Source organism: Colwellia piezophila ATCC BAA-637 (assembly GCF_000378625.1).
In the GTDB taxonomy this organism is placed as follows: domain Bacteria; phylum Pseudomonadota; class Gammaproteobacteria; order Enterobacterales; family Alteromonadaceae; genus Colwellia; species Colwellia piezophila.
On sequence record NZ_KB905173.1, the window covers coordinates 41,716 to 54,877 of the forward strand.

Annotated in this window: 14 protein-coding genes; 9 read left to right on the forward strand and 5 right to left on the reverse strand. The window is 38.9% G+C overall.

All coding sequences use genetic code 11. From position 1 onward, the window contains the following. Positions 1 to 7: 7 nt before the first annotated feature. The 3 genes from mpl to F580_RS0119895 are packed head-to-tail and all read left to right on the forward strand — an operon-like array spanning position 8 to position 2,652. The gene (gene mpl, locus F580_RS0119885; RefSeq protein ID WP_083927027.1) at positions 8 to 1,423 is read left to right on the forward strand and encodes a UDP-N-acetylmuramate:L-alanyl-gamma-D-glutamyl-meso-diaminopimelate ligase; all 1,416 of its coding nucleotides are present in this window, start codon (positions 8 to 10) and stop codon (positions 1,421 to 1,423) included. 45 nt (positions 1,424 to 1,468) lie between these two features. Further along, complete coding sequence (gene def, locus F580_RS0119890) at positions 1,469 to 1,969, forward strand: peptide deformylase (protein WP_019029512.1); 501 nt, start codon at positions 1,469 to 1,471, stop codon at positions 1,967 to 1,969. A gap of 35 nt (positions 1,970 to 2,004) precedes the next feature. Continuing rightward, complete coding sequence (locus F580_RS0119895) at positions 2,005 to 2,652, forward strand: flavin prenyltransferase UbiX (protein WP_019029513.1); 648 nt, start codon at positions 2,005 to 2,007, stop codon at positions 2,650 to 2,652. A 111-nt stretch (positions 2,653 to 2,763) separates the two neighbouring features. On the opposite strand, the gene F580_RS0119900 is transcribed toward F580_RS0119895, so the two are convergent. The 4 genes from F580_RS0119900 to F580_RS0119915 all read right to left on the reverse strand — a co-directional run bounded on the left by F580_RS0119900 (position 2,764) and on the right by F580_RS0119915 (position 6,915). Next, positions 2,764 to 3,228 (reverse strand): chemotaxis protein CheX, encoded by a 465-nt coding sequence (locus tag F580_RS0119900; protein WP_019029514.1) that lies wholly within the window; start codon positions 3,226 to 3,228, stop codon positions 2,764 to 2,766. A 105-nt stretch (positions 3,229 to 3,333) separates the two neighbouring features. Then, positions 3,334 to 3,879 (reverse strand): DUF6702 family protein, encoded by a 546-nt coding sequence (locus F580_RS0119905; protein ID WP_019029515.1) that lies wholly within the window; start codon positions 3,877 to 3,879, stop codon positions 3,334 to 3,336. Beyond that, on the reverse strand, positions 3,879 to 6,257 hold the full coding sequence (locus F580_RS0119910) for a M1 family metallopeptidase (RefSeq protein ID WP_019029516.1): 2,379 nt from the start codon (positions 6,255 to 6,257) through the stop codon (positions 3,879 to 3,881). The genes F580_RS0119905 and F580_RS0119910 overlap by 1 nt, the downstream gene beginning before the upstream one ends. A 217-nt stretch (positions 6,258 to 6,474) precedes the next feature. After that, the gene (locus tag F580_RS0119915; RefSeq protein ID WP_019029517.1) at positions 6,475 to 6,915 is read right to left on the reverse strand and encodes a transcriptional repressor; all 441 of its coding nucleotides are present in this window, start codon (positions 6,913 to 6,915) and stop codon (positions 6,475 to 6,477) included. Between the two features lie 260 nt (positions 6,916 to 7,175). Between F580_RS0119915 and F580_RS0119920 the strand changes: the two genes are divergently transcribed. The 6 genes from F580_RS0119920 to rplI all read left to right on the forward strand — a co-directional run bounded on the left by F580_RS0119920 (position 7,176) and on the right by rplI (position 11,470). After that, a complete protein-coding gene (locus F580_RS0119920) occupies positions 7,176 to 8,252 on the forward strand; it encodes an acyltransferase family protein (protein ID WP_019029518.1) in 1,077 nt (358 codons plus the stop codon). A gap of 137 nt (positions 8,253 to 8,389) precedes the next feature. Next, a complete protein-coding gene (locus F580_RS0119925) occupies positions 8,390 to 9,745 on the forward strand; it encodes a hypothetical protein (protein ID WP_019029519.1) in 1,356 nt (451 codons plus the stop codon). A gap of 193 nt (positions 9,746 to 9,938) precedes the next feature. Beyond that, positions 9,939 to 10,376, forward strand: a complete 438-nt coding sequence (gene rpsF, locus F580_RS0119930; RefSeq protein ID WP_019029520.1) for a 30S ribosomal protein S6 — start codon at positions 9,939 to 9,941, stop codon at positions 10,374 to 10,376. Positions 10,377 to 10,383: 7 nt separating this feature from the next. Continuing rightward, the gene (gene priB / locus F580_RS0119935) at positions 10,384 to 10,716 is read left to right on the forward strand and encodes a primosomal replication protein N (protein WP_245560657.1); all 333 of its coding nucleotides are present in this window, start codon (positions 10,384 to 10,386) and stop codon (positions 10,714 to 10,716) included. A gap of 55 nt (positions 10,717 to 10,771) precedes the next feature. Continuing rightward, positions 10,772 to 10,999 (forward strand): 30S ribosomal protein S18, encoded by a 228-nt coding sequence (gene rpsR / locus F580_RS0119940; RefSeq protein WP_019029522.1) that lies wholly within the window; start codon positions 10,772 to 10,774, stop codon positions 10,997 to 10,999. An 18-nt stretch (positions 11,000 to 11,017) separates the two neighbouring features. Then, entirely contained in the window at positions 11,018 to 11,470 is a 453-nt protein-coding gene (gene rplI, locus F580_RS0119945; RefSeq protein WP_019029523.1) for a 50S ribosomal protein L9, read from the forward strand. Positions 11,471 to 11,925: 455 nt separating this feature from the next. Here the strand turns inward: rplI and F580_RS0119950 are convergent, their stop codons facing one another. After that, entirely contained in the window at positions 11,926 to 13,122 is a 1,197-nt protein-coding gene (locus F580_RS0119950) for a BamA/TamA family outer membrane protein (RefSeq protein WP_019029524.1), read from the reverse strand. Between the last annotated feature and the right edge of the window lie 40 nt (positions 13,123 to 13,162).

Consider the following 13,162-nt stretch of genomic DNA (forward strand, 5'->3'; position numbering starts at 1 on the left):
TATACCTATGAACAATAAAATACAACACCTTCATATATTGGGTATCTGTGGCACCTTCATGGGAGGAATTGCTGCTATAGCCAAAGAGCTAGGTTTTAGAGTCAGTGGCTCTGATGCCAATGTATATCCACCAATGAGTACTCAATTAGAGCAATTAGGCATTGAATTATCATCAGGTTATCAAGTAGAAAATTTTACTGATGATATTGATATGGTGATTGTTGGCAACGCTATGTCGCGGGGAAATACTATGGTGGAATATATGCTAGATCGCAATATTCCTTATACATCCGGTCCGCAGTGGTTGCTTGATAATGTGTTAAAAGATCGCTGGGTTCTCGCCGTCTCTGGCACACATGGTAAAACAACTACCACTAGTATGATCGCGTGGATTTTAGAGTATGCCCATTTATCCCCAGGTTTTCTGATTGGAGGTGTACCACAGAACTTTTCTAGTTCAGCTCGCTTAGGCGATGCGCCGTTTTTTGTCATTGAAGCGGATGAATACGATAGTGCTTTTTTCGATAAACGATCTAAGTTTGTTCATTACCGGCCGCGTACCTTAGTGATTAATAACTTAGAGTTTGATCATGGCGATATCTTTAATGATCTGAGTGATATTCAAAAACAATTTCATCATCTTATTCGTATGGTGCCCAGTAATGGCTTAATTTTGTCTCCAGCCGGCGAAAGTGCAATCAGTGAAACGTTAGCAATGGGCTGTTGGACTGATACTGAGTTTTCTCACCATGATACAGATGTCGACTCTGCCCTTAACTCTGGCTGGCAAGTTGAAAAATTAAATGCGCAGGGAAGTGAGTTTATTGTTAAGTTTGACGATAAAGTACAGGGCGTAGTTAAGTGGGATCTTATCGGTGACTTCAATATTGATAATGGCGTTATGGCTATCGCTGCAGCTCGTCATGCCGGGGTGCCGAGCTCTATCGCTATTGAAGCATTAGCCGAATTTATTAACACGAAACGCCGTTTTGAACTGCGTGGCACAATTAATAACATTAGTGTCTATGATGATTTTGCTCATCATCCAACGGCTATTGCAAAAACATTAGCTGGCGTTCGTGCTAAAATATCGGAGCAAGTGACTCCTGCGCGTATTATTGCGGTATTGGAGCTTAGATCTAATACCATGAAATCAGGGGTACATAAAGAAACACTACCGCAATCGCTCAATGATGCAGATAAGGTTTTTATCTATCAAGGAGAGCAAGTCGGCTGGTCGTTAAATGATTTGAGCCAACAATGCCTTGCCCCTTGTCAAATTGAAGATAATATTGAAACCCTTGTTGACGAAATAGCTCAACAGGCACAAGTAGGTGATATTATCGTGGTCATGAGTAACGGTGGCTTTGCCAACATACATGAGAAATTATTAAACCGCTTAGCTAAAATATCTGTGACATAGCAATATAAGTAATCAACCAAATTAGTAAAAAGAGAATCCAACAACATGACCGTATTAACGATCCTTACCGCGCCAAATGATAAACTACTAAAGCCTGCAATACCGGTAACTGATATCAGTAAAATCCAGGGTTTAATCGATGACTTACTTGATACCATGTACGATACCGAAGATGGTATTGGCTTGGCGGCAACACAAGTGGGCAGTAGTTCGGCTGTGGTAGTGATTGATATTTCAGACAATCGCGATGAGCCGCTAATTTTAGTAAACCCAGAAATAGTCCATGCTGAAGAGACAGTGAAAGGTCAAGAAGGTTGTTTATCATTACCGGGCTATTATGCTGATGTCGAGCGCTTTGCTAAAGTGACCGTTGAAGCATTAGACAGAGAAGGAAAAGCTCTGACGATTACTAGTGATGACTTTCTTGCGATTGCCATGCAGCATGAGATAGACCATTTGAAAGGTAAGTTATTCATTGAATATTTATCGCCACTTAAGCAACAAATGGCATTAAAAAAAGTTAAAAAAATGATTAAAAATGGCTAAGTTGCTTAAGTTAAAAGAAATAAAGTGAATAGATAATGATAAATAAAGCAATAAAAACTGTTATGGCGCCCAGTGACTTTAATGGCACAATTACCCTCGCTATTACCGGTGCATCTGGCGCGGGTTATGCCCTTCGCTTAATTGAATGCTTAATTGCCGCAAATTATCAGCTTTATATTTTATGTTCTAGTGCCGGGCGCATTGTCTTAGATACTGAAGTAGGTATTAAAATACCAAGTTCACCTGATGCTGCTACTAAGTTTTTTACTGAAAAATACCATGCCAAGGCACAGCAAATAACGGTGTTTGGTAAAGAGCAATGGTTCTCACCTGTTGCGTCTGGCTCTGCAGCACCAAAACAAATGGTGGTGTGTCCTTGCTCGACAGGGACTATGGCGGCCATTTGTCATGGCATGAGTGATAACTTAATAGAACGAGCAGCCGACGTGGTTATAAAAGAGCGTGGTCAGTTAATTCTAATGGTAAGAGAAACACCCTTTTCAACCTTGCATTTGCAGAATATGCTCAGTCTTTCTCAACAAGGCGTCACCATTATGCCGGCCGCACCTGGTTTTTATCATAAGGCTGAGACCATTGAAGATCTTATTGATTTTATGGTGGCTAGAGTGTTGGACCATCTGGGAATTGAACAAGAAATTATGCCGCGTTGGGGTTATAACTAGGATTATTGATAGAGGTATTAAGTTAAACTTAAACCATTAGACCTAAAAAAAGCGACCTAAGTCGCTTTTTTTATTGGTATAAGCAGATGAAAACATCTTCTTAGTGGCTTATTACTCATCAAAACTAAATTCAATATAAGCTTTACCCAATGCATTTTTTAGCGGAATAATAATAACCGGTCCTTTCGCTTTGTGATGAATTGAATGGTTTGGACCAGATACTACTATTGGGGTGGCCATATCAAACTCAATACCTTTCTCACTGAGCATTCGCTTGGCTCCGCCGGTAACCATATTTGTTATTTCACCGATTAAATCGATAATCTCTTCATTTACTACATCCGGAGCTTCACCGACCATATTTTTCATAGTCGCTAATGCCAAACCACCTTCAAAGGTGATAGATAATGAGCCTTTTGCTTGCTTGCTAACCATACCAATTAAGCCAGAAACGTCACCCATCGCCACTTCATTTTTTTTAAGTCGTGGTTTTTCTGGGATTAATTCCATTTGGGCCATAGTGGACATGACATTGAGCATTGAGGATAAAAATGGATTGATAAACTCTACATTCATGAAGATTCCGTATCTGAACTGTTTAAATAAAGTGCTTAATTTGATTTTGCATGCTTATGTTACAAATGTAAATCAAATAGCGTAATAGTTTTATTGTTTATGGTGTTAATCGTTCGCCGGTTTAGCTAGGGTTCTCTGTGCGAAGGTGATTATCGCTTCTTTGCTTCTATAATCGAAAGTTAAGCTGCCAAATAACGCAACACCTTGAAGATCTTTACCTTGAAAATTAACTGTATTTACTTGCTTAGGGTAAGTATCGATGAGTATTGCATTTTTTACCACTAATAGTGGTAAAAAACTTTGCTGTCTACTTTCTTGGTAGGCGATGATTTTACCTGAGTTTATTTCAAAACCAAGCCAATTTAGGCGTATTTTTATTTTATTTTGTGTTAAAGAAAATTTTTGTTCAAAATACTGTTGGATGTATAAATCGTAATGTTTATGCTCTGCTGAAAAGTGAATTTGTTTACCTTCAGCAATGGCATTTTCAATGTCATGGGTGGTAAATTGATGGATTATTTCCAAATGCTTAGTTTTGGGGTTAACATTTAGGTCAGTCACCCCAAAGAAATAGGTGTGACCTGTAGCCGAAGCTACAAGTCCTATATAAAAGCTGATAGCAATGACGCACTTGCTAAACACTTTAGCCATTATTGCTCTTCTTCCTTATCTTCTTTCTCATCTTCGATTTTTTCATCCGAGATATCTTTAAGCTTCTTATTATAATCACGCATCATATCTTTTTTCTTGGCTTTATATAGGTCAAAGCGTGATTGAATAGGACGAGCTGGCCAGTAGTTATTATTTATGTTTACGTCAGCCGTTTGCCATTTAGCATCTAAAGCAATTTCGGTAATTTCCTTATCACGAATTAATAGCTTAGAGACTTTTTTGCTGTTTCTACGCCAGATTTCAGCGGGAATATAAACATGCTCAGTGGTGCCGTCAGCATAAGTAATATCCAGTAAAATTGGCATCACTAAACCGCCGTGATTCGAAAAGTCGATAACATAGAATTTACTATCATTAACTAATAACTCTTGTTGCCAAGGCTCTAGCGCTTTATGAGCTTTATTGTATTTATTACGATCGGCATTGGTGGCTGTGAACTTGTCATGCTCATTGTAAAAGTCTAATAACTCAGGCTTGTCTTGAGTACGGACCCTTTGGCCTTTATTACGTAAATCACTGATGAATTCAGGTTGCTCGTTTGCTAGTGCACGTTCCCAAGCTTCTTCCACATCAGGGTTTTGACTGTTCGGACGATATAAATAAACATTATCGATAGATAAATCAACGTGATCTGTGGTGTAGAACCAACCACGCCAAAACCAATCTAAGTCAACAGCGGAAGCGTCTTCCATCGTACGGAAAAAATCAGCCGGTGTTGGGCGTTTGAACTTCCAGCGTTGAGCATATTCTTTAAAAGCAAAGTCAAATAATTCACGACCCATAATGGTTTCGCGCAAAATGTTTAATGCCGTTGCCGGCTTGCCATAAGCGTTATTACCAAACTGTAAAATAGACTCTGAGTTGGTCATAATTGGCACTTGATTGGTGCTTTTCATGTAGCTCGTTATTTTATGAGCATAACCACGACGAGATGGATAACCTTCTTCCCATGCTTGTTGCGCTAAAAATTGCAAGAAGGTATTTAAGCCTTCATCCATCCAAGTCCATTGACGTTCATCTGAATTGACAATCATTGGAAAGTAGTTGTGACCTACTTCATGAATAATAACGCCAATTAAACCGTATTTAGTTCGTCGAGAATAAGTCTTTATACCGGTTTTTTTATCTAAAGTAGGACGAGGACCATTGAAGGTGATCATCGGATATTCCATGCCACCGACAGGGCCGTTTACTGAAATAGAAACTGGATATGGGTAATCAAAGGTGTATTTATTGTATTGCTCCATCGTATGGATAATAGCTTCGGTTGAATATTTTTCCCACAGTGGATTACCTTCGTTAGGGTAAAATGACATCGCCATGGTATCGCTGTTACCTTGTTGGTAACCTTGGGCATCCCAGATAAACTTTCGGCTAGAGGCAAAAGCAAAATCACGAATGTTTTTGGCTTTAAAGTGCCATGTTTTTGTTTTATTGCTACGTGATTTTTCGTTGGCTAACGCTTCTGCAGGCGTAATGATCAATACTGGCTTGTTCGCTGTTTTAGCTTGTTTTAAACGTTTGCGTTGAGTACTAGTTAAGACTTTACTTTCATTTTGTAAAACACCGGTCGCCGCAACGACATGATCAGCAGGTACGGTGATTTTTACATCATAGTCACCAAATTCTAAAGTAAATTCTCCACTGCCTAAAAATTGTTTGTTTTGCCAGCCCATCGCATCGTAATAAGCAGCGGCCCTTGGGAACCAACTAGCAATCTCATAAAGGTAGTTATCATCTTCTTTAAAGTATTCATAACCTGAACGACCACCCAGTACTTTTTGCTCGTGCAATTGGTAGTGCCAGTTAATGTTTATCTCGACGCTTTTACCTGATCTCAATGGTTTAGGCAGATCAATACGCATCATAGTGCCATTGATAATATAATGTAGTGGCTTACCATTACTTGCACTTACTTTGGTAATTTCATAACCGCCATCGAACTCAGGTGCTGCTACCAGAGAACGAAAGCCTTTAAAGCTAACTTTCTTTTTACTGGGAGCTGTACTGGTCAATTTGTTAGCAGAATCACGTTTCATGCGATTTTGGTCTAGCTGTAACCACAAATAGCGCAAAGTATCAGGAGAGTTATTCTGATACTCCATGGTTTGCGCGCCAGTTAAACGCTGGGTTTTGTCATCTAAGGTAATGGCAATGTCGTAATCGACTTGCTGCTGCCAATATTTATGGCCTGGCGCTCCTGAAGCGGTACGGTAAATGTTAGGAGTAGGTAATACCTGCTCTAATTGGCGGAATTTATCTTCGAAAGGCGTTTTACTTGCTTGGCTATTTGCTGACAGTAGGCCAGAAAATACCAGTACTAGGCCTATTAAGGCAGTAGAGGTTGAATATTTCATAGTTTTCCATTGTAGAAGGGGGCACACGATTTTTATATTGTATAAGCGATATTGAATGCAATTCAGGGATTTATAGCACACTCAGAAATATCTTGTTACTTCCAAGACAGAAATTTGCGATAAAAAGTAGCATTAATAAGATTAACGGTGAGGAGGCTTGTACCAATTCATATTAAGAAAGCATTAATTTCTTAATACAAAAGGGTAGGAAGTGGTATTAAACGTTAGTGCAGTTTTTACAGCTGCCGTGTGCCTCAACAATTTGATGACTAATGGTAAAGCCGTTAGTCTCGGCCATAGTGCGCAAAGCTAGATCAAAGTTATTTGATTGAATTTCTTCAACATGGCCACATTGATCGCAAATTAACAGTTGCACAGGGTGATTACACTCACCAAAATGGTGACACATTATAAAAGCATTAATGGATTCGATTTTATGGACAAAACCCTGTTTAGATAAAAAATCTAACGCACGGTAAATGGTAGCGGGTTTTGCCGCCGCTTCTAACTCTTTTAACTCTGCCAATAAATCATAGGCGCCAACTGCCCCGTGGTGATTCGCTAATAGTAAAAAAACCTGTTCTCTTACTTTAGTAAAACGAGCGCCTTTTTGTTGGCAAACGAGTTGTGCTTGTTGTAATAAAGATTCTGCGTTCATGGTGCTATTAGGATATATTTTGTCTAAGAGGTGATGTTTTTCCAGTGTAACATAGCTATTAATCAGGGCGTAAATATTTTTAATTAATGCTATAAGCTTAAGTAATCATATAACTAGAATGTATTCTTGAGCGAGTTTTAATATCTCGTTATAAAGCATTCGCCATTTAATTAGGCTTACTTTACAATGCCATTAAACTCGTAAAAAGACAGCGCTGTCTTTTTGCTATTATATAACAATAAATTCGCTAGGGAATTAACATGACACGTTATCTTGCGCTCGATGCCTTTAGAGGTATTACCATAGCTTTAATGATTTTAGTCAATACACCGGGAACATGGTCTCATGTGTATGCACCTTTATTACATGCAGACTGGCATGGCGCTACACCAACAGATTTAGTTTTCCCATTTTTCTTATTTATCATTGGTTCAGCAATGTTCTTCTCCTTCAAAAAGAGTAACTTTGCTGCCAGCCCTGAACAATTTAAGCGAATTATTAAGCGTGGTTTTATCATGTTTTTCATTGGCTTTATGTTAAATGTTATTCCATTTACTACGAATATTGATGAATGGCGCATCATGGGCGTTTTGCAACGTATCGGAATAGCTTATGCAGTAGCGGCATGTTTAGTTTTAATACTCAACCGTACAGGCATATATATAGTATCAGCGATCATTTTATTAGCTTACTGGGCGTTACTGTTAAGTGTAGGGGAGGGAGCTTTAACGCTTGAAGGTAATATTATACGTCAGCTTGATTTGGCTGTATTGGGTGCTAATCATATGTACAGCATGCGCGGCATTGCTTTTGAGCCGGAAGGTTTATTAAGTACTATTCCCGCCATCGTTAATATGCTGCTTGGCTTTGAATTAACACGTTACCTAACCAGTATTACCGATAAACGAACTAGCGTTATTAAGTTAACCCTAATTGGCGGCTTAGCGATAGGATTTGGGCTGTTATGGGGCTTAGTACTGCCCATTAATAAATCTTTATGGACGTCTTCTTATGTTATTTATACTACGGGCTTTGCTTGTCTCCTACTGGCCGCCTTTATCTGGCTAATTGATATAATGAAGCAGGTTAAACTTGCTGAGCCTTTGTTAGTGTATGGTACAAATCCACTATTTGTTTATGTGTTGTCATTTTTAGTGGTAACGGTCTACCTAAATATAAATATTGGTGACAGCTCCATGTATGGCTGGTTGTATCAGCAACTTAGTAACGTATTTGCACCTAAGTTGGCATCATTCATCTTTGCTTTTTCTCATGTAGTATTTTTCTGGTACGTGTCATTAAAGCTCTATCAACGTAAAATATTCATCAAAATTTAATGATGAATTTCAGACCTTAACTTTTAAATTATAGTTAAAACTAAGGTCTGAAAAGACTACCAAAAAGCCTTGTTTTTGTTATGATATCTAATGATTTATTAGGTAAGTAAAGTAAAACTAAGGAGTCTTTTCTGCGAGTGAATAAAGCTAACCTCAGCCAAGATGAAAACTTGTCTTTCAAAGTCAGTCATCAGTTATTGCCGCAAGATTACCAACGTATCGACCTCTATTTCTCACTTCCGGTTGAAATGGGTATAAACCCTAGTACCCTTAACGAAGAAGAGTTTTTCTACTCGAATATTAAAAGTCATAGTGCTTATTATGCTGATCAGTTACACCTGCCGTTAGTCAGAAGTCGTTTTATTAGCCAAAATAAAGGTGAAAAAAGTGATTACCGCTTAAATCTTAATTTGTATTCTTATCAGGTTAAAAAAGCACTTGATGCTGATATTAAACTAACATTGAAGTTAAAAAACGCTGAAGAGTTTTATCCGGCGGCAATTGAGTTGGCAGAGCAAACACAATCATTGACCAAAAAATTAAGGCGTTATACCCCTTCAGATAATAAGCTGACTTCATTTTTTGAGAATGCCGACAACTATTTAAGTTGGCATATCGAGCAATCATTTTTAAAGCTACTGACTTTGGGGCCAAAAAGTTCTGACTTTACCTCCGAGCGTGAGTTGCTGTTGAACTTATGTAAAAATGAAAGTAGCTATCGCGATGATAACAAATATAATTCTCAAGTGACCTTAGATGACGCTAATCGTATCACCAATAAAATGCGCTTATTACAACGGTTGATAGAATACGGTGTGGTCTTTAAACGTCAAACTCGCTATTTGAATGTTAACTTAAAGCGTTTAGTGCGAGGTGTCATTACGGCAGTGATCATGACTTTTGTCATGGTACTGGTGTTAAATGCTCGCTCTAACTTTACCGAAGTAACCGTTGCCTTAGTGGCATTTCTGGGGCTTATTTATGGTTTACGAGAAACCTTTAAAGAAGACTTAACCCGTTTAATATGGCGTAAAATCCAAAAAGGCCGACCCAAGTGGCAAAATCTATTTACTCATAGCGTCACCAAAAAACGGATTTTGAGTCAAATTTTGTGGTTAGAATTTATCAACAGTAAAGATTTACCTAAGACAGTGAATAAATTGTTCCAGCAGCGTAGGCAACAAAATAAACAAGATGCGCAATTATTACACTTTCGTTGTGATAATAAGGTCATGGCGAAAGAGTTTTTACCTGGTTATGATGAAATTCAGCAACAAACCTTTTTTAATTTAACACCTTTTGTGCGCTTCTTAAAAAAAGGTGCCGGTCGATTATATAGCTTAGATGGACAAAAAATTTCTAGCCAAGGAGTTGAGCGGCGTTATCAAATAAATCTTATTTTACGTCATTTTAGTCATGGTGAAGAATCTCTACAGCGCTTTAAAATCACTTTAAATCGTTCAGCAATAGTCAATATAGAACCCATAGGCTAATCCTAACCTCAGCTGAGCAAAGAGAAAATTAAGCTGTTATTACTGGTTAGTAGGCGTTACTTAGTTATGTCTTGCTTTTGTTGCTTATTTTCCCTACAATACGCCTCCTTAATTCAGCCTGAACTTTTTGTTCCTTGCCTCAACTGGTGTTGGCTGAGCCAGATAATGAGGCTACAACCGTAAGGAGCTCGTAATGCGTCATTACGAAATCATTTTTATGGTTCACCCTGATCAGAGTGAACAAGTACCTGGTATGATTCAACGTTATACCGATTTGATCGATGCTGCTGAAGGCAAAATCCACCGTCTTGAAGACTGGGGCCGTCGTCAATTAGCATACCCAATCAATAAATTACACAAAGCACACTATGTTCTTATGAACATTGAAGCGCCACAGTCAGTTATTGATGAACTAGAAACAGCTTTCCGTTATAACGAGATTGTTATTCGTAACATGATCATGCGTACTAAAGACGCGGTAACTGTAGCATCGCCAATGGCCGTTGCTAAAGATGACCGTCGTGATGATCGTCGTGATGATCGTCGTGAAGTTAAGAAAGAAGTTGCTGCGCCAGTTGAAGCTAAAGAAGTCTCTACAGAAGAGAAGTCTGAAGAAGCTACTAGCGAATAAGTAATTTGTGACTTTCTTGCAAGAAAACTCGCAAGAGAATTGCCTAGTGTTGACCGGTTCGGTGGTGAAAGCCCCAAGACAGTCAACTAGCCCAGCAGGTATTGTTCATAGCCAATTTTCCATAGACCATAAGTCTATACAAAATGAAGCGGGTTTGAACCGACAAGCATTTGTCAGAATACAAGTTGTTGCTACAGGTAAACTATCACACTTAACGCGTGAATTAGTTGCTGGACAATGTGTAAAAGTGAGTGGTTTTATTAACCGTCACGAATCTAGAAATGGTAACCCACTTTTAGTATTACATGCTCAGCAAATACAAATGATTAATTTAGACTGATTTTCTTTCACTCTTTTTAAAGAGAGAATTTTGAGAATTAAGTCAGGAGAATATTATGTCTCGTTTTTTTAGACGTCGTAAGTTTTGCCGCTTCACAGCGGAAGGCGCAACCTCTATCGATTATAAAGATGTTGCAACCTTAAAAAATTATATCACTGAAAGTGGTAAAATTGTTCCTAGCCGTATCACTGGTACTGCTGCTAAATATCAACGTCAATTAACTCGTGCGATCAAACGCGCTCGTTACTTGTCATTGTTACCATACACTGACTTACACAAGTAAGCTTAAAAGGGGTTTATTATGGAAGTAATTCTTCTAGACAAAATCGCCAAATTAGGCGGCCTTGGTGACAAGGTATCTGTTAAATCAGGTTATGCACGTAACTACTTATTACCACAAGGTAAAGCAGTATTTGCATCTGAAGCTAACGTTGAGCACTTTGAAGCTCGTCGTGCTGATATCGAAGCTAAATTAGCTGGCGTATTAGCAGCAGCAGAAGCTCGTGCAGCGAAAGTTGTTGAGTTAGCTGAAGTTACAATCGCATCAAAATCTGGTGACGAAGGTAAATTATTCGGTTCTATTGGTACTCGTGATATCGCTGATGCGATCACTGAAGCTGGCGTTGAAATTGCTAAAGCTGAAGTACGTTTACCATTAGGTGCTATCCGCGAAACAGGTGAATTCGAAATCGCTATTCACTTACATCATGATGTTGATACTAGCATCAAAGTTGTTGTTATCGCTGAAGCATAATAACTTTGCTGTAGCGTTAAGCTATAGCGATTAAGTTATTGATAAAAACACCGCACTCTCTTTGAGATTGCGGTGTTTTTTTATGTGTTTTTAGCGCGAATCAACGCGAAAAAAAAATGCACGAATAAATTCCCAAAGAAATGCGCGAATAAATTCCCAACGAAATGCGCGAATAAATTCCCGCCTACAGTAAGTGTAAGGGAATTACGCTGCTAATGAGAGGGAATTACATAGAGAATAAGAACAAGAGCAAGGCGCTTGATTGAGCAATAGCGTGCTATTACAATTGAAAGCAATACCATGGATGTTTAGCTTTGGTAAATATAGATTGTGTTGTTTGTTAAGCGGCAGGGAATTACGTAGGGAAAATAATCAAATGCAAGGCGCTTGATTGAGTAATAGCGTGCTATTACAATTGAAAGCAACGAAGTCAGTTGGCTATTTTACCAAGTAATTTACCAGGCAGAGCCTGCTTGAATGTAAAAAACTGTATCCTCAGGTCCTTTAGCGATATCTATGCCCATATTAAAATCGTAACGTCTAGCAATTAAATACCGAAATCCAGCGCCCTTGCTGATCCGGCTACTACTGTCTGAGAAATCAGAAAAACTATCACTGGCTTTACCAATGCCGGCAAATGCACTCACTTCCCAACGAAAATTGATTTTGTAAGCCACTTCAAGCTCTGACATAGCAACTGATTTCCCCTGGTAGCGGGCTGCAGGAATACCACGCATTGAAATAAACGGTGTCGCGTAAGGTGGTAATACCTGCGCAGAGTCAACATAGTTAACTTCAACTCTGATGGCTGTGCGCCATTGTTCATTGATTTTAAAGTAGTTCAGTGCGGTTAATTCCGTTAAGGTGTAGTCAACGTCTGAGCCGATAACATCATCAAACCAAAGATAATTCAACTCATACTTGAGTCCATCTGTAGGTGAAAAAAAGTTATCTCTTGAGTCATATTCCAGTGTTAGACCTGCGCCAGAAGTCACTATGTTAGTAGAAAGTATATTGTTAAAGCCAGGGGGTAAATCGCCCGGTAAATCCGTAGGCTTGCCAATATTGACGATACTAACCTGGGCATCGATATAGCGATGTAATGGACCAAAATAAAAGGCACTATCACCGAGTTTAAATTTTAGCGTTTGCATGATTGCGGTGGCTTGAGTATTGATTGTCAAAGGCTTTGGTAGCTGAAGATCACCAAAGCCATAAAAATCTATATTTATATCACCATAACCACCACCGCCCATATAACGAATTCGCCCTTTGTTAAAGAAACCAAGGTGACCTCCGCCTAGAAAGTATGAGTCATTACCTGTATAGGCACCAAATGCCGCTGATATACTTGGCGGCATTAAACTGTGGGCTGCCTTGTTATTGTTTTCATCTTGCATAGCCGCTAAACGGGCAGCTTGTTCTTCTTTGCTTTCATGAAAAAATAAACCCATCATACCAAGGCCGCCATCTACTGCAGGGTCGGTAATGATTACGGGGACAGGTAAGAAGCCGTAAGCATTCTCTGAAAGGTAACGAGAAGCATCGAATTTTCCATCGAACTTATCGGTAAAAATATCTGCAGCGGCAAAGACATTGGTTGAGAGGAATGATAACAAGGTAAGTGCGGTGATATTTTTTAAAAAGGTCATGTTTCACTCTAAAGTCTGGGGGCGCTATCGTTTGCGGTTA